Origin of the sequence: Methanococcoides sp., from assembly GCF_030594565.1 — an archaeon.
GTDB classification, from domain to species: domain Archaea; phylum Halobacteriota; class Methanosarcinia; order Methanosarcinales; family Methanosarcinaceae; genus Methanococcoides; species Methanococcoides seepicolus.
Map to the genome: position 1 here is coordinate 1 of NZ_JAUVEY010000013.1, position 26,395 is coordinate 26,395.

At 40.1% G+C, this 26,395-nt stretch carries 25 protein-coding genes, 1 tRNA gene and 2 pseudogenes; 11 read left to right on the plus strand and 17 right to left on the minus strand.

Annotated elements, in window-relative coordinates; all coding sequences use genetic code 11:
• Window positions 1-216: 216 nt before the first annotated feature.
• The 5 genes from QAS77_RS02065 to QAS77_RS02085 form a co-directional block, all read right to left on the minus strand.
• Window positions 217-1,119, minus strand: a complete 903-nt coding sequence (locus tag QAS77_RS02065; protein ID WP_250868359.1) for a glycosyltransferase family 2 protein — start codon at window positions 1,117-1,119, stop codon at window positions 217-219.
• A complete protein-coding gene (locus QAS77_RS02070; RefSeq protein WP_250868358.1) occupies window positions 1,110-1,400 on the minus strand; it encodes a PIG-L deacetylase family protein in 291 nt (96 codons plus the stop codon). The genes QAS77_RS02065 and QAS77_RS02070 overlap by 10 nt, the downstream gene beginning before the upstream one ends.
• 93 nt (window positions 1,401-1,493) lie before the next feature.
• A complete protein-coding gene (locus QAS77_RS02075) occupies window positions 1,494-1,766 on the minus strand; it encodes a PIG-L deacetylase family protein (protein WP_250868357.1) in 273 nt (90 codons plus the stop codon).
• 15 nt (window positions 1,767-1,781) lie between these two features.
• Window positions 1,782-2,693, minus strand: coding sequence for a methionyl-tRNA formyltransferase (locus QAS77_RS02080; protein WP_305063987.1), 912 nt, complete (start codon window positions 2,691-2,693; stop codon window positions 1,782-1,784).
• Window positions 2,674-3,366 carry a WbqC family protein gene (locus QAS77_RS02085; RefSeq protein WP_250868355.1) on the minus strand — a complete coding sequence of 231 codons (693 nt, stop codon included), beginning with the start codon at window positions 3,364-3,366 and terminating at the stop codon, window positions 2,674-2,676. The genes QAS77_RS02080 and QAS77_RS02085 overlap by 20 nt, the downstream gene beginning before the upstream one ends.
• A 134-nt stretch (window positions 3,367-3,500) precedes the next feature.
• On the opposite strand from QAS77_RS02085, the pseudogene QAS77_RS02090 reads away from it, so the two are divergent.
• Window positions 3,501-3,974, plus strand: a pseudogene (locus QAS77_RS02090) (ISNCY family transposase); the annotation flags it as partial.
• Window positions 3,975-3,981: 7 nt separating this feature from the next.
• Window positions 3,982-4,470 (plus strand): hypothetical protein, encoded by a 489-nt coding sequence (locus QAS77_RS02095; RefSeq protein ID WP_305063988.1) that lies wholly within the window; start codon window positions 3,982-3,984, stop codon window positions 4,468-4,470.
• A 133-nt stretch (window positions 4,471-4,603) separates the two neighbouring features.
• On the opposite strand, the gene QAS77_RS02100 is transcribed toward QAS77_RS02095, so the two are convergent.
• Together QAS77_RS02100 and QAS77_RS02105 are read right to left on the minus strand one after the other, a co-directional pair.
• Window positions 4,604-6,142 (minus strand): SulP family inorganic anion transporter, encoded by a 1,539-nt coding sequence (locus QAS77_RS02100; protein ID WP_305063989.1) that lies wholly within the window; start codon window positions 6,140-6,142, stop codon window positions 4,604-4,606.
• 440 nt (window positions 6,143-6,582) lie between these two features.
• Window positions 6,583-6,692: pseudogene (locus QAS77_RS02105) on the minus strand (IS5/IS1182 family transposase); the annotation flags it as partial.
• A 94-nt stretch (window positions 6,693-6,786) separates the two neighbouring features.
• Between QAS77_RS02105 and QAS77_RS02110 the strand changes: the two are divergent.
• Entirely contained in the window at window positions 6,787-7,071 is a 285-nt protein-coding gene (locus QAS77_RS02110; RefSeq protein ID WP_305063990.1) for a YnfA family protein, read from the plus strand.
• 253 nt (window positions 7,072-7,324) lie between these two features.
• Here QAS77_RS02110 and QAS77_RS02115 read toward each other — a convergent pair whose 3' ends face one another.
• The 5 genes from QAS77_RS02115 to QAS77_RS02135 form a co-directional block, all read right to left on the minus strand.
• Window positions 7,325-8,332 (minus strand): DUF5050 domain-containing protein, encoded by a 1,008-nt coding sequence (locus QAS77_RS02115; protein WP_305063991.1) that lies wholly within the window; start codon window positions 8,330-8,332, stop codon window positions 7,325-7,327.
• 68 nt (window positions 8,333-8,400) lie between these two features.
• A complete protein-coding gene (gene gatE / locus QAS77_RS02120; RefSeq protein ID WP_305063992.1) occupies window positions 8,401-10,302 on the minus strand; it encodes a Glu-tRNA(Gln) amidotransferase subunit GatE in 1,902 nt (633 codons plus the stop codon).
• A gap of 110 nt (window positions 10,303-10,412) precedes the next feature.
• Window positions 10,413-11,723, minus strand: coding sequence for a 4Fe-4S binding protein (locus tag QAS77_RS02125; RefSeq protein ID WP_305063993.1), 1,311 nt, complete (start codon window positions 11,721-11,723; stop codon window positions 10,413-10,415).
• On the minus strand, window positions 11,716-14,076 hold the full coding sequence (gene hdrA2 / locus QAS77_RS02130; protein ID WP_305063994.1) for a CoB-CoM heterodisulfide reductase HdrA2: 2,361 nt from the start codon (window positions 14,074-14,076) through the stop codon (window positions 11,716-11,718). The genes QAS77_RS02125 and hdrA2 overlap by 8 nt, the downstream gene beginning before the upstream one ends.
• 92 nt (window positions 14,077-14,168) lie before the next feature.
• On the minus strand, window positions 14,169-14,459 hold the full coding sequence (locus QAS77_RS02135; RefSeq protein WP_305063995.1) for a hypothetical protein: 291 nt from the start codon (window positions 14,457-14,459) through the stop codon (window positions 14,169-14,171).
• Window positions 14,460-14,620: 161 nt separating this feature from the next.
• Between QAS77_RS02135 and QAS77_RS02140 the strand changes: the two genes are divergently transcribed.
• The 4 genes from QAS77_RS02140 to QAS77_RS02155 all read left to right on the plus strand — a co-directional run bounded on the left by QAS77_RS02140 (window position 14,621) and on the right by QAS77_RS02155 (window position 17,830).
• Window positions 14,621-14,697, plus strand: a tRNA-Val gene (locus QAS77_RS02140).
• A gap of 406 nt (window positions 14,698-15,103) precedes the next feature.
• On the plus strand, window positions 15,104-15,655 hold the full coding sequence (locus QAS77_RS02145; protein WP_305063996.1) for a GLUG motif-containing protein: 552 nt from the start codon (window positions 15,104-15,106) through the stop codon (window positions 15,653-15,655).
• 18 nt (window positions 15,656-15,673) lie between these two features.
• Window positions 15,674-16,381: a GLUG motif-containing protein gene (locus QAS77_RS02150; protein ID WP_305063997.1), complete on the plus strand. Its 708-nt coding sequence runs from the start codon at window positions 15,674-15,676 to the stop codon at window positions 16,379-16,381.
• A 21-nt stretch (window positions 16,382-16,402) separates the two neighbouring features.
• Window positions 16,403-17,830, plus strand: a complete 1,428-nt coding sequence (locus QAS77_RS02155) for a fibronectin type III domain-containing protein (protein WP_305063998.1) — start codon at window positions 16,403-16,405, stop codon at window positions 17,828-17,830.
• A 172-nt stretch (window positions 17,831-18,002) separates the two neighbouring features.
• Here the strand turns inward: QAS77_RS02155 and QAS77_RS02160 are convergent, their stop codons facing one another.
• Together QAS77_RS02160 and QAS77_RS02165 are read right to left on the minus strand one after the other, a co-directional pair.
• On the minus strand, window positions 18,003-18,695 hold the full coding sequence (locus QAS77_RS02160; RefSeq protein ID WP_305063999.1) for an integrase: 693 nt from the start codon (window positions 18,693-18,695) through the stop codon (window positions 18,003-18,005).
• 815 nt (window positions 18,696-19,510) lie between these two features.
• Window positions 19,511-20,155 (minus strand): MarC family protein, encoded by a 645-nt coding sequence (locus QAS77_RS02165; protein WP_305064000.1) that lies wholly within the window; start codon window positions 20,153-20,155, stop codon window positions 19,511-19,513.
• 234 nt (window positions 20,156-20,389) lie between these two features.
• Here QAS77_RS02165 and QAS77_RS02170 point away from each other — a divergent pair, with 234 nt between their 5' ends.
• The 3 genes from QAS77_RS02170 (at window position 20,390) to QAS77_RS02180 (ending at window position 23,020) form a co-directional block, all read left to right on the plus strand.
• Entirely contained in the window at window positions 20,390-21,460 is a 1,071-nt protein-coding gene (locus tag QAS77_RS02170; protein WP_305064001.1) for a PAS domain-containing sensor histidine kinase, read from the plus strand.
• 24 nt (window positions 21,461-21,484) lie between these two features.
• Entirely contained in the window at window positions 21,485-21,727 is a 243-nt protein-coding gene (locus QAS77_RS02175) for an ATP-binding protein (RefSeq protein ID WP_250869267.1), read from the plus strand.
• A gap of 666 nt (window positions 21,728-22,393) precedes the next feature.
• On the plus strand, window positions 22,394-23,020 hold the full coding sequence (locus QAS77_RS02180; RefSeq protein WP_305064002.1) for a VTT domain-containing protein: 627 nt from the start codon (window positions 22,394-22,396) through the stop codon (window positions 23,018-23,020).
• Between the two features lie 26 nt (window positions 23,021-23,046).
• Here the strand turns inward: QAS77_RS02180 and QAS77_RS02185 are convergent, their stop codons facing one another.
• The 3 genes from QAS77_RS02185 to QAS77_RS02195 all read right to left on the minus strand — a co-directional run bounded on the left by QAS77_RS02185 (window position 23,047) and on the right by QAS77_RS02195 (window position 24,611).
• Window positions 23,047-23,637 carry a toll/interleukin-1 receptor domain-containing protein gene (locus QAS77_RS02185; RefSeq protein WP_305064003.1) on the minus strand — a complete coding sequence of 197 codons (591 nt, stop codon included), beginning with the start codon at window positions 23,635-23,637 and terminating at the stop codon, window positions 23,047-23,049.
• 105 nt (window positions 23,638-23,742) lie between these two features.
• Entirely contained in the window at window positions 23,743-23,874 is a 132-nt protein-coding gene (locus QAS77_RS02190) for a hypothetical protein (RefSeq protein ID WP_276575164.1), read from the minus strand.
• A gap of 392 nt (window positions 23,875-24,266) precedes the next feature.
• On the minus strand, window positions 24,267-24,611 hold the full coding sequence (locus QAS77_RS02195) for a hypothetical protein (RefSeq protein WP_305064004.1): 345 nt from the start codon (window positions 24,609-24,611) through the stop codon (window positions 24,267-24,269).
• A 219-nt stretch (window positions 24,612-24,830) separates the two neighbouring features.
• Between QAS77_RS02195 and QAS77_RS02200 the strand changes: the two genes are divergently transcribed.
• Complete coding sequence (locus QAS77_RS02200) at window positions 24,831-26,261, plus strand: FAD-dependent oxidoreductase (protein ID WP_305064005.1); 1,431 nt, start codon at window positions 24,831-24,833, stop codon at window positions 26,259-26,261.
• Window positions 26,262-26,395: the final 134 nt, after the last annotated feature.

Here is a 26,395-nt window from a genome sequence, read left to right on the forward strand (position 1 = left end):
GTTGCGATACCCCGGATCAGAGATACGGAACAGCACTTGCATATGAGAGTGGATAAAAACCAAAAATGGATAGCCAGTTCTCCCATCAGGTAGCCTGTCCATATATCGTAATCCAGTTGGCAAGGGAATGAATGAAAAAAGAATCATTTCCCTTTTCATGACTGATCGAATGAATTCTTATCACTATGTTTAGTATTATAAGTAGTGCAAAAAGTGTCACTTTGTTCTTCTGCAGAATACCTTTGAACATAATATCTCCTTCAATCTCTCATTCTGATAATATTCGAGAACTTCTTTGTCATTGATCTGAGGTGCTCTTTTGAAATATTGTGAGAAATATCCCACTATATAAGCTATACCTATGCCGGATTTGTGATAGCCATTCTTGCTGTATAGAAGTCTTACTCCTTTTAGCAAACCATGTAGTGGACTGTAGCCTATAAAATAATTGTTAGAGCCAAATTTTTTGTAGCCTCCCCATTGCCCCCCTGCACTTGCGTATGGCCTGCTTGATACAGCACTTACATACGAGAACTGTCTCCTATCCCATCCTTTTAATTTAGCTTTCACATTTGATACACTATCAGGGCTACATGTTAGCAGATATCCTCCCGTATCTTCAAAGCATTCTTTTCTCCAAAGCCGCGCCCCTCCTGAAGGTAGATCCTCTACTATATTACTCCAGACTATATCACCATTCACAATGTTTCCGATATGGCCACTACATATGCCAAGAAGCTTGTTGCTTTCAAACTCGGATATCAACGATACAAAATAATTCTTTTCAGGGATAACATCTGCATCAATCTGACCAACATAGCCGTATTCTATGTTATTATCCAAACAGTAGTTGATTGCATGATTGAAACCTATTCTACACACATGAGCAAAATGTACGCCTAGGTCTCTTTTTTCTTCACTTAATCTTATGGTTTTTATCCAATTATGCTTTGAAACGAGTTCCTGCAATATATCAGGAGTCCGATCTGCACTTCCATCATCTACAATAAGCCAGAAAACAGGTTTTATTTTCTGATTGATTATAGATTCTGTAAGCTGTGGAAGACTTTCTTCCTCATCCTTACAAGGAGTAATCAGTATGTAATCTTTTATACCCATAGACTGTCATCCATTCGTATAATCTCAAAGCATTCAGCATATTCACAATTCAGAGCCCAACCATGAGTCTTTGCCATTGCCTTCACACGTTCTATGAGGACTTCACTTCCAAACTTTTTATATTGCGAATTATACCTTCGAATCGCATCCAGTTTAATTTCAATCGTTTCGCTGATGTCAACAAAGAATTGAGGCCTGAAAGCAAACACATTAGGACGGTATGGTAAAGTGGAACCACTGAGCACATTCTTGACCCGCCCCTGCCGGGATACAGCAAACATAATCTCAGCCGCAGCTTTATGGTCCTGGTGAGAGTCAAATGGGTGATGCGATATGAAAATATCAGGGCGCAGCTGATCAATAAAATCATCAACCTAACCTATAACCTCACCACTTACCTGAAGATCTCTGGTGGGATAATCAAAGAAAAAAAGCTCTTTAATACCAAGGATCTTTGCAGACTCTCTTGCCTCATCCCTGAGTTCTTCATTTTGATAGCTGACTCCATTCATATCAGTATAACCGCCAGATGTAAGGACCAGAAGATTTACATTATATCCTTTCTTTGCATATTTGGCAAGTGTCCCGCCTGCTTCAAGTTCCATGTCATCAGGATGGGCACCCATAGCAAGAATTGTAGGTTTCATTATTATTACTTCCTTTTATTCTAATTCATTCCCAATTTCAATACTTAAGTGAACCATATTGTCATTTTCATCGATAATTGTATAATCATTAACTACCAACTGTCCACCTTTTACAGATATTATTAGAGTCGAATCACATATATTGATTATCTTTCCATGTTCACAGTTGAGCAAAATATTTTCATATTTAGCATCCCGGATGATAATTTTTTTATCTTTGATATAACTATATGCACCTGGCCATGGTTTAACAAGAGCCCTTATTAAATTATAGATCTCTACCCCATCAATGTTCCAATCAATACGACTGTCTTCCGGAGTCCGAGGTTTAAAATAAGTAGATTCTGCATTATTTTGTTTTTTGGCTTGGAGTGTTTCTCCAGAAACAATTCGATCTATTACAGATTGCAGTAATTTACATGCTTCAGAATATATATTGTCAGAAAGTGTGAGTGAAGTATCGTCAAATAAGATTGGAACTTTCTTCTGCACTATTACATTTCCTGTATCAATATCCTTATCAATGTAGTGAATTGTCACACCTGTTTCTTTCTCCCCATTGATTATTGCCCAATTGATGACATGCTGTCCCCTGTATGCAGGTAAATAAGAAGGATGGATGTTTATCGCTTTATACTTTGGAATATCAAATATCTCTTCTGGTATGATGTATTTATAGCCACATACCACGATAAGATCAACGTCCAAATTTTCTATATATGAAACATAATTATATAGATCCTTCTTATTTGGTTGGTAGACAGATATCGAATGTTCTTTTGCAAGTTCTTTTATTTTGAATATATTATCATCGTCTGTATCCTGTGGTCTGCAAAAAATGCTTACTACGTCTGCTATTTTGATCAGATGATCTAAAACAAGATGATTATTACCAAAGAATATTGTTTTAATTTGTTTCTTTTGCATGTTCATCAACTTTCTGACCTTTGTTTAGTAGTATATCCATTGCAGACATGTTAGGTATGAACCCAGCATATTGTTGCTGGTAGACAGGAGGCTCGAACTCTTGGAACAACACTTGGATATCGTGATCGTCGAACTGTCCAAAGTCAAGGTAATTCTTGCCCATGGACCCAGAGAGATATGTATCCCCTCCAACCTCACTCACAAGATTAACAATCTTTTCTGTAGATATGGAACTGAAACCAAACTCACTTGAATAAACGATCTCTGTATCAATATCAAAAGATCTTATAAAAAAATCGATTAATTTCATGTTCAGGTCTATTAGATGATCATATGGTTGTTCGTATATTTCCTGAATTGCATTTTTATACTCGTGATAATAAGAGGCATTTTTGTAGTTGTCGTGTATCTCTTTGAAATGTGCTTCACTCCAGTCCATACCACTTATTTTAATATCATTATTTATCTTAATCTGATCAATTGGGATGTGTTTTGTTTCTACCGGAACCGTGAGCCACTTCCAACCATGATATATGCGTATCCGGTTCCTGTGTTGGAAATCGCTTTTATTGAACTGAGCATCATCATAGATAATGAATACATCACATTTTTTTATCTTATCAAAAAAGCCAAAATATGGCAGGTAATTTGGCTGGTGTATCCCCACGATCATATTACATTAGTTTATGATATTGTATAGTATTTATACTTTATTTTGAGAACACCAAATTAAATTTTTGATTTAAAGACAAATGTTTTTCAAGACTACTGGCACCACTCTGAGCATAGCTCATGCATTATGCTTATATGGTAGAAAATGCGCTAGTCCATGAAATATACTTACATCTTTCGGATAGAATCTGTATCAGTGATAATCTTGCCAGCTATCTAAACACAAACACCGCATCATTATGCCAATTTTTGTATTTCTTAGATATCAATGAAATTGCTTCTTATGTCGAAAGTTGTTATTATTCCAACAAGGACTGGCACTTTAGGCATAAGATTTCGTCAATGATAAAGCTCATCGTTGTGAAATGTTTTAGGAATCTATCGTATAAGAAAACAATATCTACTTTAACAAAAGAAGAAGTGCAGCTTCTTTCTTTTGAAGACAATAACGGCATTATGAATCTTTCATCTCCTGCAACACTTCATCATTTTGTAAAATACAGACTTGGAGAAAACGGGCTCGATGAAGTAATGTTCAAAATTGGAAAGAAAATCTCTAAAATTACAAAGATAAGAAATGTAAAAACAGATTAAAAACCACTTGAACCATGAAGATATGACAAATATGCAGATCACAATCCGAATTACAATTATAAGATGGACAACGAAAGGTGAAAATCCTGTATATGATCCTACAGAGGACACTCTAAGGCCAACACAAGAAATAACGGTATGTCCTAAAGTATCTATTAATGAAGAAGAAATTATTTTCTATAAATTTGACTTCCAAAAATCAATACAAGTGAGCCATAACACAGGTGATTCTTTGGTAGATTGGATAACCGAGAAGGCTAATAAAAATGTCTTTAGCATGTGGTTCCTGCTCAGTACCCGGCTCAAAAACGTAAGTGTAGCATCTTGGACTTGCGAAACCTCTTCAGATAAGTTATCCCTCCTAAATTTGCAACTGGGGGATAAAAACTATTTTACAGTTGGTTATGGTTCTTCAAATACACAAGCTCGAAAGGATGCAGGAAATAAAATGTTGATAGAAGCATCCATTTTCGAATGGGCTGATAAAAACTATCCTGATTATAGAATTTGAACAACTGCAATAAAATAAGATAAAAGAGTCTTTCGATCAGACCATGATCATCGAACTGACATGATCCTGATCGAAAGACAATTTGAATTTAACTTTAGCATCGTGTGGATAAACTCAGTCTACCCACCACGGCTTATCCCAGTATATCGGAAGGCACTTTATAATGTGGGTCTTCCCAGTGATTGACGTCAATTATGGCAGATGCATTGTCCAACAGTATTCTGCAATCTTCGCTTAAATGTCGCAGATGGACCGTTTTACCAACTTTTGCATAGCGTTCAGTGATCTTGTTCAATGCTTCGATGGCAGAATGGTCAACAACCCTTGACTCTTTAAGATCTATAATTATCTCGTCGGGATCGTTCAACACATCGAATTTACTTTGGAATTCAGTAACTGAACCAAAGAACAACGGACCAAAGAATTCGTAATGCTTGATTCCGTTATCATCGACTATTTCTCTTGCACGCACAAGTTTGGCATGTTCCCAGGCAAAGGCCAATGCAGAAATGACGACACCTGCGATTACTGCTGCTGCAAGATTGTGGTAGATCACGGTTATGCCTGCAACGACCAACATAACAAAGAAATCTGTTATGGGTACTTTTCTGAATATCTTTAATGATGCCCATTCAAATGTTCCTATAGCAACCACGAACATCACACCGACCAATGCTGCCATTGGTATCTTTTCGATAAGAGGTGAACCTACTAAAACGAAAAGCAACAGACTCACAGCTGCAACTATACCTGATATCCTGTTCCTCGCGCCTGAATTTATGTTGATGAGACTCTGTCCGATCATTGCACAGCCGCCCATGCCTCCAAAGAACCCGCAAACGAGATTGGCAACACCCTGTGCAACACTTTCTTTATTTCCTCGGCTTCTGGTCTCGGTCATCTCATCGATAACTGTCAGTGTCAACAGACTTTCGATCAATCCTACTAACGCCATGATGAGCGAATAGGGGAAAATGATCTTTATGGTCTCCAAGTTCAGTGGTACCCTTGGTAAATGGAACTCCGGGAATCCGCCTGCAATGGATGCAATATCTCCAACGGTTCTTGTTTGGATCTGGAAATATATCACAATGGTCGAGACAACTATGATAGCAGTAAGTGAAGCGGGAACGGCCTTTGTGAACCTTGGCAACAAATAGATGATGGCCATGGTCAATCCTACAAAGCCTAACATGACCAGAAGTGCCTGTCCACCTAACCAGTGTTCTATTCCATTAATATCGGTGATCTTGAACTGGGCAAGCTGTGCCATGAAGATCACTATAGCCAGTCCATTTACAAATCCGAACATTACTGCATGGGGTACAAGCCGAATGAATTTACCCAATTTCAAAGCTCCAATGGTCATTTGAATAATTCCCATTAGAACTACGGCAGCAAAAAGATACTCTACTCCATGTTGGATCACCAGGGCCACAACTACAACTGCTATTGCACCTGTGGCACCCGAGATCATTCCCGGTCTGCCACCGAATATCGCAGTTATTAATCCAATGATGAATGCAGAGTATAGTCCGACCAATGGACTGACATTCGCTATAATTGAGAAAGCTACAGCTTCAGGCACCAGGGCCAATGAAACCGTCAGTCCGGATAGGACCTCATTTTTGAAATTTACTTGATCGTTATTTAATTTTTCTATAAATGCCATAATTATCCCATTTTAAAAATTACTATGTACCTGTAATTTCCACCAACTTTCAAAATTGAAGACCCAATAACATAAATTGGGTGGAGCTTTACGAAAAACGCAAATCCAGATGGTGAAAACTTGTGAATATTCATGTGGTAATAAAATACTTTGAATTATCAATGGAAAAACAAGCATACGTCCAATCATAGTCTTATAAAGGCCTATCAATACTTTCAAGCCAGAAGCCCTTGCAAAGACAATTGGAAGTACTACAATTGTTACAAAACCTGCTTTTAGGTCACTTGGACCTGATCCTTTAAAGTGCTCTATGGTATTGTTCTCTAATTCCATTAGATACATCCTTTGGACATATCTTGTTAATGTTAGCAGAGCTTCGTAAAGAAACTGTCAGTATATAAATGTACTTGTGTTCTGGTCCTGTAGTATCTTCAAACAAATTAAAACACGCTTTTAGCATACTTGTTAAGGTTGTGTATCAATACCTTGAAATTCATTTCTTTTACTTGATCACCGTACTTCTTTGCACAATGGTCTCCCCATATTTTCTAATAGCTCCATTCCTGATATTTATGATACTATAGGGGCGTTAATAATCCTTGTTGGGGTCGCGATCATATACTACTGGCCAAGGGGAAGTGATAATGAATGATCGATATTGCAACTTCTCTGGCATTATTTTACCTTGCAGCTCTATTCGAAATTGGTGGCGGCGATTTGGTGGCTTGATCCTTGCTATCTATGGAATTATTCCTACCTTTCAACCTGCACATTTTGGAAGGGTATATGCTGCTTATGGTGGAATATTCATTGTCTCTTCCCTGATCTGGGGATTTGTTGTTGATAAGAAAGATCCCGAGATATATGAGATCATAGGGGCATTGATCGCACTTTTGGGGTTTTTTATCATGTTCTATATGCCGCGTTGATAAATTCTTCTGTATTAAATGAGCATCTATAAGGGATCTTTACGGAGGCAATATCTTGTTATTATAAGAGTAATTAATTCTTATTTCACATTCCCTTTTAAAAACTTTAAAAAATTGACTTTCCACAATTCCCTATAATATATTCCTAGCAAAGTTATGATAGAGATCGAAATGATCAAAAAATATCGAAATGAATAAGTGGAATACTAATAAGCATCAATGGGGGCACAAAAAAGAATGATATGAGTTGTTCTCACAACTTTTTCACGAAATACTTAGTCATCATGATAACTATTGCAGCACCCAGAATAAATGCTGCTATAACTAGTCTTAATGGTGATGAACTTCCAAAATCTTCCAGTTTTTCAATGATGGGATTCTTATTCTCTACCACGTATTCCTCATCGATATATCTAGGTTCGCGAGGAATGGTTGGCTCGGTAATTGAAAGTTCCATTTTCCATATATTGAACTCTCCAGCCTTATTTGAGGAATATGCTATACTTTTCCCATCAGGGCTCCATGCAGGGTCCATCTCATCTTGATCTGAAAAAGTAAGCTGTTCCATTCCTGTTCCGTCAGCGTTCATCACCCAGATATCCTTTGACCCTTCCTTGTCTGAAAGAAAAGCCATCCTAGTTCCTTCAGGGTTGAATACAGGGTTATAGTTATTGAACTCATTATCTTTCAGGATTACCGGGATCTTCGATTCTGTATCGACTTTCCATATATCTCCGTCAAGTGAATATACTATCTGCTCACCGTCAGGAGTCCAGGCAGGCGCACCTTCATTAATATTAGTTTCTGTTATCTGCGTATTATTGCTTCCATTGATGCCCATTACCCAGATATCGTAGTTACCGGTAAGTTTTGAAAGGTAAGCGAGCCTTTTGCCGTCAGGACTTACAGCAGGTGCTCTCATATCAGCATTTTTCGTAATCTGTGTGCGGTTTAGTCCGTCAATGTCTACAACATGAATATTGATGAATTTAGCAGAGAACGGCCTGATATGGTCCGATGCAAAATAAAGGTGCTTGCCATCGGTACTGAACACAGGTTCGCCATCCCAGACGATACTGTCATATGCCTCTTTCTTATCCGTGCCATCGGCATTCATCGTCCAGATGGCCTGCTCAGAAGAATATACTATCCTATCGCCATCAGGACTCCATGCAGGGGCTACCTGATTAACACCTTCAGTAAGCTGGTAATGATCAGTTACTGTGACCGCTCCTGCAAGAGGAAGTGACAATAATGCCACAAAAAGTATCACTGCAGATCTGATAATTAAATTCCTCTGATTATATATGCACTTCACCATAAATAGTATTATGGATTAAGGAATTCATTAATCTTTTGTTTCAAAAGTTCGCTGAGAACCTTGCCATCCACTTTACCGCGGAACTCACCCATGACAAGTCCCATGAGTGGTCCGACTGCTCCTGTGCCCTTTTCAGTAATGAAATCCTGTCTTTCTTCCACAAGCTTTTCAATGAACGCTTCTATCTCAGCGGTATCAGACCCTGTCAGTCCAAGTTCTTCCAGTGAATCCCTTACAACTGTATTCGGCTTTTGAGCAACATGGCGGAGGATCTTCTCAATTGCCTCTTTAGCGACCTCTCCTGAAGCGATGACCTCGAACATCTGCTTAAAGTGTTCATCAGTGATCTTCCCGACATCAACACCATCACGTTTAAGCTCGGGAACCGTGCCTGTGATCGTGCGAACGATGAGCGTAGCTGTAATGATATTGTCACCACTGAATTTGGCGATGAGTTCTTCGAACAGCGGTAGGTCTTGTGAATATACGATCTTTTCCGCGAGTTCTTCGTTAAGCCCATATTCCTTGCTGAAACGTTTCGCTCTCTCAGTAAGCAGTTCTGGTACAGGGATCGACTCGAAATATTCCCTGCTTATCTCCACCTGTGGTACATCGGTCTCAGGATACATCCTTGAAGCACCTGGAAGTGGTCTCATATAAGCGCTGTTCCCGTCAGGTAATCCCTTTCGGGTCTCTTCGGGAATGAATTCAAGTGTCTCAGCAGCACGGATAAGTACGCTCTCCATTGCACCCCTTGCACGCTTTTCTTTATCTGCCACCATTATCACGGCATCATTTTCACCGGCACCAACGAATTCGCGCAGTGCTGTGACCTCGTCCTCAGTAATGCCGTAGTTGGGCAGTTCATCGGTATGGAATATACCTCCGACACCGGATGTTTTTGCACGGTCGGAGAATTCAGTACCAAGACGTCTTCCTGGCTGTACTTCCATTCCCACATGTCCGGCAAAGCCAGGCAATAGAACAGCAAATACCTTCCCTTTCTTGATGCTTCTCTTGATGACCTTCGACTCCGTACCTTTGAAGAGTTCGGTCACATCGAATATCTCATCATGAACACTGGCATTCCTCTCATTGAGGGACCTGCGTATCTCGAGAAGATTTACCTGTCTTTCTGCTTCTCTTTCCACAATTGTCTCGATGAGGTCGAGTGCCTGCACACCTTTGATCTCAACCCTTGCTCCTTCTGCAATGGAAATGTTAACATCCTGCCTGATGGTTCCAATTCCTCTCTTGACCTTTCCTGTGGAACGTAATATCATGCCGATCTTAGCGGCAGTTTCCCTGGCGTGGGAGGGGGAGATTATGTCCGGTGTGGTAGCTATCTCTACAAGAGGGATTCCAAGCCTGTCAAGTGAATAAAGTATGGAGTCGCCAGCATCTTCTATTTTCTGTGCGGCTTCCTCTTCTACACAGAGCACGTCAATGCCTACTGTGCCTTCGGAAGTATCCATAGAACCGCCGCTTGCCAGGAATGCTGTCCTCTGGAATCCAGAGGTGTTCGAGCCATCCACAACGATCTTCCTCATCATGTGGAGTTGTTCCACTGGAACCATGTGCAGAAGTTTTGAGATGGACAGAGCGATATCAAGCACTTCTTTGTTCAGTTCCCTTGGTGGCTCCTCATCATTTTCAATAAGGCATGTGGTATCGTAGGCCTTGTAAATGTATTTCCTGTTGACCTTTGTCTGCTCAAGTGCTGCTTTGTCAGTCTCACCCATCTCGCTTGCAGTCGGTCTCAAATAACGGAAGAACTCAAAGTTCGACTCGTCCGTGTTGCGGATCGTAGTGGGGCATTTACAGAACATTTTTTCCTTAGAGTCAAGTTGCTGATGAATTTCAAGTCCGCATTTTAAGCCAAGTCCACGGTAGTCGATCTTTCTGCTCATAAAAGTATCACCAATGATCATGTAGTAACAATGTAATAATGATGTAATAATCTAGACAACAAAACGTGTAAGGCATTATAAAAGTATTGTTTCGACAATAAAGGTAAAGGTTAGAGTTTCCCTTTATCCTTCATTTTCTTCATAGCTTTGTGAACGTCATCAACTTCCCCTTTGTTAAGTGTCCTTCTTGTCCTGGGGTCAGTAAGAGCATCCCTTGCCAGCTCCATTTTTTTCGAGACCGCTTCCATCATCCTTTCATCGACCTCAGGGAATTCGATGTCCACATGTTTCTTCATGGGCTCATTCTCTACCTCAATGGTCCTTGAGAGGTCAGGGTGCTTTCTTTCCTCTGTCAGCAGGGAACCTATTGCATCCTTCCATTCATTTGCCCAGGGACTTTCAGGGATTTCCGTATGGCTTACTTTTGTGCGGAAGACCTTCATAACATCTTCAGGACATGCATTGACGCATGCTCCACAGTAGGTACACAGGTCATCTACAGCCGCGATGTTCTTTCCGTCATCAGGCACATACCAAAGATGGGACGGGCAGATGTTGAAGCAGGCATGACATCCTTGTGCATCGCATTTTTGGATATGGCTCTCGACAAGCATAAGCTCGCCTTCAAAAGGTTTGAGCAGGTCCACTGCATCATAGGGGCAGACCGCATCACACCAGCCACAACGGGTACATTTAGCATCATCCACAGTGACCTTTCCTGATACTTCAGGGGCTTCGCATGGCTTCTCCCCTTTGACCTTGATAGCATCCTCGGGACAGATATCCTGACAGAGCGTACAGTAGTCACAGCTGTCCTCATCTATTATAAGTTGTTCAAAAGGCATGGGGTCGGTTGCTGTCGGGTCCTTTTCGAGCATCAGGAATGCATCACAGAAACGAGCACATATCCCACAGAGATTACATTTATCGGTATCCATCTCTATCTCGCCTTCCGCATTTTCCTTCAGAGGCGCTATCTCCTCTTTCTTCGGGAATGTGTATTCCAGTTCGATGGCATCTTCTGGACAAGTTGCTTCACAAAGCGAGCATGGCACACACTTCTCGTTCATCCTGACGAACTGTTCCAGACGAGGATATTGGTCCTCTTCCGGAAAGTCCCCCTCGCTTCTCATCTCCAGTGCGTTCACCGGACAGAAGTTTACACACATCGAACAGAATGTGCATTTCTCAAGGTCCATCATCACCGGCGGTGCATCAAGGCCTGTGGCTATCTCTTTCATCGGACCAAGCTCAAGGGCTTTGGTAGGACATATCCTTACGCAGATACCACAACCAACACAGCGTTTGTAATCATAATCGAGTATCTTTGAGGACCTGTCGGATATCTGCTTGTAGAGTACGTGAGTTCCTTCGATATCCATTTCTTTTGAAACGGTCATGGATCTTTCTTCATCACTCATTCGCATCTCCTCCGGGAAGCTCCGAACCTACCGGTCCGAGTTCAGTCAGCTCATCCACGTAATCCGCGATAGTCTTTGCAAACCTCTCGCCTTCGGCAGCTGATATCCATTCGACACGAAGTCTTCTTTGGTCGAGTCCGATCTCCTCCAGTACTTCCTTGAGATTATCCATCCTGTGTTTTGCATCATAGTTCCCAATGATGTAATGACATTCATTAAGGCGACATCCTGCAACGATGACTCCGTCAGCACCGCCCTGCAATGCCTCCAGCACAAAGTCGGGATCAACACGACCGGCACACATCACTTTGATTATCCTCACGTTGGTGGGGTATTGTATCCTTGATGTTCCAGCAAGGTCGGCTGATGCGTAACTGCACCAGTTGCAAAGGAAGGCTATGATAAGTGGGAATTCATCCTTTACTTCAAGGGCTGCCCTAATCTGTGCTTTTATCTGGGCATCGGTGCTATGGGGCATGTCGATGGCGTCTACCGGACACGAGGCACTGCATGAGCCGCAGGTTTGGCATGAGATCTCATCGACCACTGCTTTTCCATCAATGACCCTGATGGTGTTGAAATTACAAGTGTCTTCACACATACGGCATCCGATACATTTTTCAGCATCCACGTATGCACTGAAGGGGTCGTTCTCAAGTTCACCTTTTGCAAGGAGGCGTGTGGAACGTGCTGCAGAGGCACTTCCCTGTGCAATGGATACCTGTATCTCTTTTGGTCCTGAGGCACAGCCGGCGATGAACACTCCGTTTATGTGTGCATCCACAGGTCGCATCTTCGGGTGTGCGATGGAAAGGAACCTGTCAGTTCGTTTTGTGAGGTTAAGCGTTCTGGCTATGGGTTCAGTTGTGTTGCTGGGTTCCATTCCGGTTGCGAGTATCACAAGGTCATAGTTCTCTTCACAGACAGCGCATTCAAGGGTGTCCTCATACCTCAGCAACATTTTCCCTTGTGTGTCTATCTGTATCTCTGCTACTTTTCCGCGAATGAAGTCGATTCCCATGAGCTGTGAACGCACGTAGTATTCTTCGTACATCTCACCGGCGGCACGTATGTCGATATAGTGAATGGTGACCTCGGTGTCAGGATAGCGCTCTTTGATCATCTGTGCGTTCTTCATGGAGGACATGCAGCAGACGCGTGAGCAGTAAGGATTTCCAACGGTCTCGTCCCTTGAGCCCACACATTGTATGAAAGCCACTTTTTTAGGGGTCTCCTTTGTCGAGGGCACGACCACTTTTCCACGGGTTGGACCGGAAGCATTGAGCAATCTTTCCAGTTCCATGTTGGTGAGGACATCGGGGAATACTCCATAGCCGTATTCTTCTTTGCGCTTTGCATCGAATCCCTGATAACCGGTTGCGACTATGACCGCTCCCACGGTGAAGTCGAACTCCTCTTCTTTCATGTTAAAGTCAATTGCATCTGCAGGGCAGGCCTGTTTGCAAAGCCCGCAACCCACACAGTAATCGCTGTTGATGAATGCTGTTTGGGGGATGGCCTGCGGTATGGGCATGTTGATGGCTTTCGTTTTCCCCAGACCGCTGTCGAAGGGGTTGGAGATGTCCACGGGACATACCCTTGAACATTCATCGATACAGCCTTTGCAGTTGTCGATAATTACATATCTGGGATTCTGAATGCCCTTTACTGTGAAGTTGCCAACTGATCCAGAGATGTCCTTGATGTCGGAGTAGGTGAACAGGTCGATGTTCGGGTGGTTCTGCACATCTGTCATCTTTGGTGCGAGGACGCAGATAGAACAGTCATTGGTCGGGAACACCTCATTTAGCAATGCCATTTTTCCGCCAATGGTAGGTTCCTTTTCGACCATATAGACGTGCGTGCCGGAATCCGCCAGCGTGAGGGCAGCTTCTATTCCGGCGACACCGCCACCTATGACGAGGACATCCTTGTTCGCTTTTGTCTTCCTTATCTGCAATGGTTCCAGAAGGCTGAGCTTGGCAATTCCCATTTTGATGAGGTCGAAAGCTTTCTGGGTTGCCATGTCATGATGGTCCATGTGCACCCATGAGCACTGCTCCCTGATGTTGACAATCTCAAGAAGATAGGTATTAAGCCCCGCACGCTCCAACACTTTCTTGAACGTGTTCTCGTGAAGCTTTGGAGTGCATGCGGCAACGAGTACCCTGTCGATGTCGTGCTCTTCAATATCGTCCATGAGCGCATCCTGCCCGACATCGGAACACATGAACTGTATGTCCTTGACAAGTGTGACACCCTCCATCTGTTCTACTTTTTCGTGCAGTGCATCCATGTTTATGACACTTGCGATATTCAGTCCGCAGTGACAGATGTAAACTCCTATCCGCATATGAGATACTCCCTCGTTGGCTTTTGAATTTAGTTAAAATATAGTTAACATATAGTAGTGATTAGTTGTAATTTAAGATATTAAGTTGAGATTTATTTGCAGATCTTCCCAAAGCCCGTTCTTGCGAACAGATCCTTTATCTTCTGGCCATCGTCAAGTTTGTCATAAGCCTCTCTGCCCTCTTCAACATTATGATGCATCTGGACAAAAACACATTCAAGGCTCTTGTCCTTATCCTTTGCGACAACCCTCATCTCATGCTTTCCCTCAGGCATCCAGATAGCGAGTTGTGCCATATGTGAATTGTAGTTTAGATCGACCTTGAACTCCTCTATCTGCTTACTCTGAGTGTTTATCTCCTCTGTTTCATTGTTATCGGTCATGCTTCATCATAACACACTACTATTTATTAATGGTTGGGATTAATTCACGCACATCCCCCTCTGCTCACAAAAAAGTTATATACTCCTAATGACATTAAGGAGTTGCACGTCCCCCTTACTGCTTACATGCGAAGGGATAATGATGTGTTAATTGCACAAATGGGCCCGTGGTCTAGTTGGTTATGACATCGCCTTTACACGGCGAGGATCATGAGTTCGAATCTCATCGGGCCCACCACACTTCTATTCTTTTGAATTTCGAGTTGAAGAGCTTTGTTTTTGTGATTCTGAGTTATCAATTGAGCCTTTAATTGTTCTGTTCTTGAAATGTTGAGCTCAGTATATCGCTTTGAACCGATTTCCAGAAGCGTAATCTGGATGGGCGAGCTCGGAGCTGGTATTTTCTTGTATATTTTATATACAATCCTTGAAGTTTTTATCAAAGATAATCATAGCTATGGCTTACTCTATAATGTTCTTCTAAACTTTGTGTGGTTTGATTTGCCACTATCATGTAGAAGCATGCTGTTTTTTAGTCATGGGTCAACATAAATTAAAAAAGTTTAAATAACATACATAATATTTAGATGAAAAATAAGTTTTTAATGATCATGAATTTATAATTATAATGTGGGGGGGATTCCATGAAAAAACTAAATAAAACGATAAAAAAAATAGGGTTATGTTCATTATTTTTATTAATTACTATGTCAATGTCTTTTCCCGCAAACGCAACTCCATTTGCAGGAGGAGATGGCACAGCTGGGAACCCATATCAAATATCAACAATTGAGCAACTTCAGAACCTGAGTAGCGATCTGGCGGCCAATTATAAACTGATCAATGATATTGATGCCAGTGGAACCATTAACTGGAACTCAGGTGCAGGATTTGAGCCTATTGGAAATGCGTTAAATAAATTCGCAGGTACCTTTAATGGTCAGGGATATGAGATAAAGGGGCTGTATATTAACAGGTCAATTGAAGACTTTGTTGGTCTTTTTGGATTTACACTTTCATCTTCCAAAATTAATAATGTTGGGTTGGTAGATGTCAATATGACTGGTGTCTATAAAGTAGGTGGTCTCGTTGGCTATTCTTCTGGCACTATCACTCAGAGTTATTCCACTGGCAATGTGAATGGTGAAGGCTTTACAGGTGGCCTTGTTGGCTATTCTTCTGGTAAAATCAATTAGAGTTATGCCGCCAGCAATGTGAATGGTGATGACCTTACGGGCGGCCTTGTTGGCTATTCTTCTGGTACTATCATTCAAAGTTATTCCACAGGTAATGTGGTTGGTGAAGGCCTTACAGGTGGTCTCGTTGGACATTCTTCTAAAAATAGTACTATCACTCAGAGTTATGCTACCGGCAAAGTGACTGGTGAAGATAGTGTAGGCGGTCTTGTTGGCTATCTTGATGGAACTAATCTAAATCTAAGTTATGCCAATGTCAATGTGGTTGGTCAAAATAATGTAGGTGGCCTTGTTGGACGTTCTTATTGTGGTGCTATAACTCAGAGTTATGCCACCGGCAAAGTGATTGGTGAAGATAGAGTAGGCGGCCTTGTTGGATATCTTGATGGAACTAATCTAAATCAAAGTTATGCCAATGTCAATGTAACTGGTAAATCTAGAATCGGCGGCCTTGTTGGGCAATCTCTTGATGGCACTATCACTCAGAGTTATTCCGCTGGCAAAGTGACTGGTACTTCTTATGGAGTAGGTGGTCTCGTTGGAATTTTTGATTGTGGTACTATCACCGGCAGCTACTGGGACCTTGAAACTTCCGGTCAATCTTCAAGTGCCGGCGATAATGGTGCTACAGGTAAGACAACAGATAAAATGAAGACACAATCCACATATTCTGGTTGGGACTTTACTTCGGTCTGGAACATTTGCAATGATGTAACTAGTTCCTAGAATGGCGGCTATCCATATCTTTTGAACAATCCTGTCGAAGCTAATACAGCACCTAATGTAGCTATCATTGCACCGGAACCATCTGCCAACATATCAGGCATGTTCTTTGTGAATGCTTCTGTAACTGACAAGAATGAAGATGTTTTTGTATCCAATGTCAGCTTAAACAATATTACAGGCAAGGTCGATGATCATGGATACTATAACCTTCCGCAGGATAGTCTGTCGGTTGGATTTGACAGCAGCTTGTTCGCAGATGGTATCTATAATATCACATGGGAAGCGTGTGAGAATGAATCAGTTTCACTTCTCTATACGAGCGATGTGATCGAGATAACAATAGACAACACTGCACCTTTCATAACCTTCAATGATGATACCACGGTTGCAGGCAACTACGGCAGGGATTGGGTCCTCGGTAATATCAGTTTCAGTGATTCCTGGATCAACAGTTCTGCTATTTACCTGTACAACAGCAGTGGTCTGGTCACCTCAAGTATTTCAGGCGTGTCACCTCATTCCTTTAACTTCACAGGACTTGCTGATGGCTCCTATCAGATGAACGGAAGTGTTTGGGATCTTGCAGGTAATGTGAACAATACGGGTACAAGGGCAATATTGCTGGATACAACTGATCCTGAAATAACATTTGATGCTTCCACACTGGAGGAAGGTAATCACTCACAGGACTGGATATTCGGTAATGTATCAGCATCAGACAATCTCGGAATAGCAAACATAACTTTTTATCTGTACAACAGTACAGGACTGTTCAATTCTGCATCTTATTCAGGAAATGACCTGTCAGTGAACTTCACACCATTGCCATCAGGAATTTACCACCTGAATGCGAGTGTTGAAGACCTTGCCGGAAATATTGTGATGACGGATACGAAGATGTATGGTATCGATGCTATTGATATGGAAATAACCAATGTAGTTGTAGAATCTCTGTCCGATGAATCTGCAACTATTACATGGGATACGAACGAGAATGCAAACTCAATAGTTTACTATGGACTGGATACAAATCTAACCCTGAATGCTTCAAAAGCGACTTTCATAGTGAACCATAGCATCACACTAGATAACCTCGAGCAGAATACATTGTATTACTACAAGGTCGAAAGCTACGACATCTTCGGATTCAATAATTCATCTGAGATCGGTACTTTTACTACAGATCTTAAAAGGTCTAATAGTGGTAGTTCTAACTACTATTACCCCAAAAAACCTCTGGGAAACTCGGATGGGTATGGAGAGGCAAGGATTAGAGGACCGGACACCGATGTGAAATATGATGTCGATGAGGAAGTTACAGTAGATGTAGACTATACAATTGAAGTTGCAGAAAGCAGGGTAACAAGCTCGATGTGGTTTATTCCTGTGATCGCAGGAATGCTGGGTATTTTGTTCATCGTCATCTGGAAGAGAAGGAATGATGAATAAATGAAGTAAGGGCAATTGCCCTTACTACTCTTTTTTTATTTATACGAGCGATATCATAAAAAATCTTTTATCCTTTCATGACACGGTGACATCTCTGAGTTGTGAGCAAGGATTGAATTCCTGTACCACTTAGGGCATACCCGAGGTGAAAATTTAATCGATCTCATTTTGATTATATGGAAAACTTCTCCATAATCCTACAATATTCATCCTTTGCTTGCTGCACCTTATTCAAATAATGTGCACTTCCAACTGTCATTGCTGCTCTACCCTGAATAAAGTCTGCCAAACTTTCGGTAACACCTTCCTTAATCATAACATTAAGGTGCCATTTGCGTATGGTCTTTGCAGAAACACGATCATAGCGTATCCCCTTCATGATAGTTTCATAAGCCTTCAACTGAGAAATAGTTTTGAGTTTAGGTATAAATGAAACAGGGAAAAATACTTGGAATGTATTCTTCGTTCCTTCTGAAAAAGAAGCTGTAGGATAGTAAGCTACATCTCCATCTATAATAATATTTTTTTCATTAAAGTTCTGTAGCATTTTGTGAATATGTTTGAGTCTATTTCCTGAATATACCAATAATTGATATATGGGCTTCAAATCATCAGAGCACGCTTCATATGCTTCTTGGATTTCTTCATCATTGACATAGATTTCAACGACTCCTGATTTTTTGATCTTAATGAAGCGCCTCCATTTCTCGATGCTATGACCAACCACATCCTCAATCTCTTCATCTTCACAGTAGTTGAATAGATTACGTAGCCCACGTGATTCTTTATCTTTTAGTTGGAAGTTCCTGACATCCTTGGGTTTATTGATTTCGTTCTTTTCAAAGAATCTTGTCAGAGAGCTCATGTACATTTGCTTTGTTTTTGCGGTAATCTCTCTGAGCTGTAACCAAGTATTGAATTCTTCTTTATGCGCTAACCAAAAATCGTTGAGAGTAGTATGTCGTTTTCGTTCTGAATGGGTTCGCATAAATTCAAAATCGGCATCAACCTCCTTTACACGGCGAGGATCATGAGTTCGAATCTCATCGGGCCCACCACACTTCTATTCTTTTGGTTTTCGAGCTTCTCGAGATAGGAGCCACTGCTCATAATGACAATTTGCATTATTATATATGCAAATGTATATAATTATATATAGTTGTCTCCAACTTTATTTTGATAGTTATGTATGGGCACGTAATATCATCTCATTTTTTATGGGAAATCCGATATGTCGTACTATTTTATATTATCGGAGACTGTGTTACAACTGTATTTGCACTGCCATATGGATATGAAGGAAATATTTTTTTAATGCAGACAATGTCTGAATATGGAATATTGGGATTATTCCTTTTGAAAATATTATTTCTTGCAGTTCTTCTTTTTAATTATTGTGTGCTGGCAAATTTTGAAAACAAATTGTCACCGGTTCTATGGGATGGATTAAAGCGTTCTGTAGGTGTATTCGGAATTCTTTTAGTAATCAATAATCTATCGGTAATTTACTTCCAATGGGCCCTCTTTTAGTTCAGAGGGCATGTTTTTCTGTGAGCAGTATTCTTGATCAAACCCTTGAAAATAAATATGCCGATTTTATCTTGAAAGTGACACCAAAACCGATATATTTTAAGGTGTAGGGAGCCTTTGAAGAAGACTAAAATAGATTGGGACAAATATTCAAACTGGCAATGAAGCCATACTCATATAAAGTCCCCAAATGCCGCTGGCGATCATATCTACTGAAATTGCACCCAGGAACAGGCCGAATAATCTGGTAAGTACCAGCATCCCATTATATCCCATTTTTTTGTGTATTCTCCTGGAAAAGAGAAATGTTATCATGGCTACTGAATATGTTATTACTGCTGCGAGTACGATGAGCATTTTTTGCTGAACCACTTCAGCAGTTTCGGTAAGAATTATGGCTGTTGTTATGGTGGCAGGACCTGCCAGTATAGGCATTGCAATTGGGAAGATCCAGATATCATCACGTTCATAGGATGCATCTATCTCTTTATCGGTAATGCTTTGTCTTGAGATCTTGGCATGCATCATATCAAAAGCTACCATTAAAAGTAATAGTCCGCCGGCAACTTTTACTGAATCAAGACTTATCCCAAGAACATCTAGGATAATGGTTCCTGTGAAAATGAAAAATAAGGAAATAAAAAATGCCAATGTAACAGATTTTTTTGCAATTACGTTCTTTTCACTTAAGCTCAGGCCATTGGTTAACGTTATAAATGTAATTGCTCCGGTGATAGGGCTTACAATAACAAATAATGTGATAAAAGAATAAATGAAATAACCGACATAATCCATTCGCTAATAAAAGTACACCTTAGTTATAAAGAAGGCGATTGGAACATCTTTTTTACAGAAGTGTAAACTGAGCAGGTGCTAAAGTCAATTATATTCTTTATTTTGGCCATACTTTGCTTGATACGAAATATTTGGAAGTAATTAATTCAGTCTTTGCTTCAGTAAAAGAGATAGAACTCCTGTGGCATATGATTATAAATATAATAATCACTCTATATGTGACTGGGAAATTCAATGGGTACACATAACAATCCACAAATCGTTGTTCGTGATATATTAATTATTTTAGTTTTAACCATAATTGTTGGTATCATCTCTACAACTTTTAATCTATTTGAAAAAATCTTTTTTAAACTAAATGTATATGAGCAGTATGGGATATATGGATTATCTTTAGCAGGTATATTTTTAATAGCTTCTCTCTTTGTTTTTTCCTATCTCCTTTATCTTGAGATAAAAAGTGCATCTTTCAAATTAGCTGAATCCAGTACTAATTTTCAGGATATTTTTGACAATTCCAATGGTTCAATAGTCATTTTTGAAGAGGATGGATCAATCGTAAATGCAAACATGACAACTTCATTAACAATGGGTTATAGCAAGGATGAGCTATTGAACATGTCTATTCATGATCTGTATGTTTCTCCTCTAAAAATAAAGGATCTCAATAATGGAAATGTTCAATCACATAACACGTCTTTCATATTGGATACAGAGGCAATTCACAAAGACGGTTCTAGGATCCCTGTGGAAATGAGTAGTAGGTCATTCATCTATGATGGTCATCCCTGTGTGATTATCGATGCCAGGGACATTACCGAACGTAAGAAGACTCAAATTGCGATAAATGCAAGGATACAAGCCGAAGAAGCTAACCAAATTAAATCAGATTTCATTGCAAATATGAGCCATGAGCTACGCACACCTCTTAATTCTATCATCGGCTTCTCACAGTTTCTAAATACTAATCCTTTTGGTAACCTGAATGAAAAAGAGATCAAATATTCAGAAAATATTTTGAACAGTGGGAAACACTTATTGGAACTGATGAATGAAATTCTTGATCTCGCTAAGATCGAAAATGGGAAAACTTATCTTGAATATGAAAAGATAAGCTTACCGATCTTCTTTTTGGAAGTAGAAGATATGATAAAACATCTGGCGTATAAAAAGAACATTCAAATTTGTAATCAAGCTCGTCATGAAAGTATTGAAATGTATGCTGATAAACTAAGGATGAGGCAAATATTGTATAATCTACTAAGCAACTCTTTGAAATTCACACCTGAAAATGGCAGTATATAGATCAACGCTATTGCTTATGATAATATGATGGAGATATCTGTATCTGATAGCGGGATCGGCATTCCCAAAAATAGGCATGATGAAATATTTGAGAGTTTCAAACAGGCTGATCCTTCAATTACAAAAAAATATGGAGGTACAGGCTTAGGATTGACCCTAGTTAAGCAATATGTTGAGATGCATGGCGGAAATATCTGGGTTGATAGTGAAGAAGGTGCAGGGAGTACTTTTACTTTCGCAATCCCTTCATATTCTGACTTTCAGTAATGTCTCTTTCGTATCAGGACAGACAATTATAAAATATTGCGGTCCAAATACTCTATACTGCTAACCATATTAATTATTTATAAATGTGGTTTTTGGAGTCACCTATGGCTCTCGATCTGATATATGTGGTAGAAAAGTAGTATAAATGGCAGTGATCAGGGGCCGATATGCCGACCTCATCGGGCAATCATTGGGCGACCCTACCCCACTATATTCTCCCCATCTCAGGTCGACCTTAAGGATTTACAAATGCCAAATAAACTTTGAATATTTATGGGCTTTCACACCCAATGGCGTTCTACCTTCTGATTCACTGCCTCACCGTACTTTTCATGGTACGGTAATATAAAATATGTTTTAAAACTATTAATTGATTTTGATATACAACCTGGTAACAAAAAAGGATCTGACTTTGTCTAGGTATTCTTTCCTAAGACCGAATGATCCTATATATATTTAATCATAATAAGGTCCATGTGTATGTTTCCAACAAAAAACACAAGGGTATGAATTTATTTTGTCTAACAAGTACTTAAGATCTATTAATATAGCCATGCAAGTAGCTAAAAGCAATGCTAGCTTTTAATAATGAAATAAGGGATGTTTCTCACACGATAAAAATGGCAAGGATATTGACATATAAATATTCAAATTATTAGAGGTTCAATGCAAGCAAAAAGGGAAAAATGGATCCCATCAAAAAGAGATTCTCATGAAAAGGGGATGGTTCTTCACTATGGTGGTAATAGAAATGTCCTGATCCTTGGGCTAATTGTTCTATTCATAGTTTCATGGTCAATTCTACTTTTTTACCATCCTCCGGGAGAAATAGTCGAAAGGCTGGGAGTACGCAACGTTTACATTTTTGTCTTCCTGCTGGCCATGATAGGTGGAGTTTCCACATTAACCTCCACTACATTCTACACGGCTTTGATCGCAATATCTCTGGGAAGTGTAAATTCGATCGGGATCGCATTAGTTGCAAGCTTAGGTCTTACTTTTGGAGATCTGGTATTCTACTATCTGGGTACAAAAAGCAAACAATGTGTTAAGGGAAAATATGCAGGTACTATATTTCGCCTGACAAAATGGATGGAACGGATCGATGACAGAATAACTATGCTGCTGATCTTCTTTTACTCATTGACCCCTCTTCCAAGTGATGTGATCGCAATAGCACTTGCAATAGTGGGATTTCCATTCCGTAAAATGATCGTTCCGTTGGTTGTGGGTAATTTTACCCTTATCTTTATGCTCGTGGAGATCTCAAAATTGGGATATAGTTTGATCTGAAGGGGTTGAAAGTACTGACAAAATATTCATTCGGAATGTTCATGTGAGGAAGTTTCCGGGGAACGAGGTCTGAATGACCTTGGATCCAGGTAAAAAGCATTTTCACAGTAGCTGCACATGGTCTTAAGATCGGATCCTTCAATAATAACCTTCTCTACTTCTTCCTGAGGTGTTATGTACTGCGTCATTTCCTCTCCGCAGTGAGGACATTTTATTTTAAGCCATTCCAGTTTGGTGAGCTGCCGGATGTCTTTTATGACCACTCCCAGTGCATTTTCATAGTTAGTCCTGTAAAAACGTATGGCTGGCAGATGACCTATTAAAACCGGGAGTTTCTCTCCGTACTCTAACAAAGGGATCATCAATTGATCCGTACCCACAGCCAGACCGATCTCCTGGTTCACTTTGGGTGATAATAATCCATCCATTGAGAGAATGACGATCATGCAGTCCGAATGACGAATACCAAAGCTGATAAGTTCTGCCTCGGAGAGCGATTCGGTCTTTTTGAGCGAAGACGAAAAGCTTTCCAGGTTCAATGCCCACAAGGCATCTTCCAGTTCCTGAGCTAGGCCTTTGTCCTGTTCAGAGTGGGAAATATATATTCTGTTTATCATGGCTATAAACCTCCAAATTTCCTCTGCTTTTTCCAACAACATTACATGTAAGCAATGATCTCAGCTTTTAAAACAGAGGTATTTGGCCTATATCTGATAGCTAGATCAATCTTTCTTATCCCGTGGCTTTTTGGTTGGTTCGGGATAAGGAACTGGTTCTGGAGAAGGTTGTGGTTCCGGTTCAGGACATGGTATTGGTTCTGGCTGAATTGATGAACTATTCTTTTCTTTTTGCAAATAATATACCCCCTTTGGTCAATTAATAATTTGATACCCTTTCTACTTAAGATTATAGTTCAATGGAACTGAGATGATAGTATAGCTAATTGCTCCTTCCTATATTCAGAACTCTTTCAATTATTTATCTCAGTAATTGAATACCCATTATATACATTGATCTGGAATCCCAACTTGTTCTGGCTACCAATCCAAAACCAATAGCTAGGCCATGATATACCAATAAGGTAGAGTTATTAGGAAAACTATATTGATCGCACGTCTCTTCTCATCAGATGTGAGGAGGCAATCGATCTTCGGGTTTTTTGAAGGGCGTGTACTGAAATAAAAATAGGACGTGTTTTCTGTTACAGACCCGTCTAAAAATAAATTTGTACTGTGGGGATGATTTTTCATTCCCACGGGCTATATCCAAATGTATCCTGATAACGTTGTACCACAGATCCCATATAATTGGATGCTATCCTCGAAGACGTTTTGGACATGAAATTATTCAATGGAAATTCACTGTCACAATTTGTACAACGTGCATTTTCACATCCGGTTATCGAACTTGGGCAGCCGGTACAAAGTTTTGCTCTTGAGTAAAATAGACTAAAAGATGTTCCACATTTCGGACATGTTATCATTCTGTTCGCATCAAAAAGGTTTTTACTAACTCCTCTTCGCTTTAATTCATCAGAATATCTTTCATCTCTACTCATATCATCCATTAATTTCTTCTCTTCTCTATCCATTTGTTTTTTACCTCACAAACATAACTCACTAAAGAAAAAATGCTTATTGAGATATATATAACGACTCATCTTCGGGAATCAAAGCCTTTGATATAATCAAAACCATTAATATAATAGTGATCAATGCAAAGTAATATTACTTCTAACATGTTTCCTCAAAGTTTATTGTAAACATGTCTGTATCAATTATATTTTTATAACATATGTAGGAAGAAACAGATGGCTTTTGAAAAATTGTTCGAACCCTCTAATATCGGTACATGTAATTTGATGAATAGGATCATTATGGCTCCAATGGCCAACATAAATATGGCTGATCCCATTGGGCGTCCTACGGAAAAGATGATCGCTTACTATAGAGAGCGAGCAAAAGGTGGTACCGGTCTACTGATAACGGGTCTGGTTCCCGTCTCTTTTGGAATTGACCCCACCGTTTCGGAAGACAATGGTACTACATATTTTCCACGTATAGATGGCACTTCAAGGACTCGTCTTTCGGGATGGAGGGACTTGACTGCTGCAGTAAGACCATATGGTTCTAAAATATTTATTCAACGGTCTGCCGGGCTTGGCAGGGTTGGTTCTCCTGAGCCTGCTTTGAAAGGTAAGGACTTAAGATCATCTTCATTTAACAAGAATTTTTACGTTCCGCAGATTCCACATTTTCCACTATCAGATAGAAAAATTAGAAAGATTGTCAAAAGCTTCGGGCAATGTGCAGTTAATGCAAAAGTTTCTGGTTTTGACGGTGTCCAGATACATGGGCATGAAGGCTACTTAATGGATCAATTAACCTCTGATCCGTGGAACAGGCGTAAGATCGGCAGGTACAGGAATAAGTTCCAGTTCGGTATCGATGTTGTAAAGGAGATCAAAAAAAGCTGTGGCGATGATTTCCCCATAATCTATAGGATCGACCTTACCCAGGCCTTAGAGGAAAGTTATGGTAAGGACATATTTAAAAAACAATTTCGTGGAAAAGAACGCAAGATCGAAGAAGAGCTCGAATTTTGCAAAGTACTTCATGAGGCTGGAGTGGATGCATTTGATGTGGATAAAGGTTGTTATGATAACTGGTTCTGGCCACATCCTCCAGCATATTTTGATGATGCCATCTATGCTGAAGAACTCGCTGGCAGATTGAGATCTTATTTCCGGAAAGAGAACATTGATGCAAAAGTAATAGCTGTGGGAAAACTGGGAAAACCCGAATTTGCTGAAAAGGTACTGGATAATGGGTGGGCAGATTATTTTATGCTTGGAAGACCACTCCTGGCTGATCCATATTGGACTAAAAAAGTTAAAGAAGGAAGAGTGAAGGAAATAGTACACTGTATAGGGGATCACGAAGGCTGCATTGAATCGTTTAAAATGGGTGGCCATATCTGCTGTGCTGTAAACCCCTATGCGGGTTTTGAGGATTGCAAAAAATTGATAAGAACAGATGTTATGAAAAGAATTGCTGTTATAGGTGCAGGACCTGCCGGTTGTGAGGCTGCAATGACCGCATATAAAAAGGGATATGATGTAACTCTTTTCGAAAAAACTGATCATATTGGAGGTCAACTTCATTTAGCCGGGAAAATGATGATAAAACATGATATCAGACGTTACCTTGAGAATCTTCAGTTTCAACTCGACCTATTATAGTTAAAACCCCAAATTATTAGACTAATTCGTTATATAGACTGTTCCATGGTTAGACCTGAGGGGATCTTTATTGAACGGCATATGACCGTTGAAGAGTTAGACAAGCAGATAAAATTAGAGAAGAATGCAACACT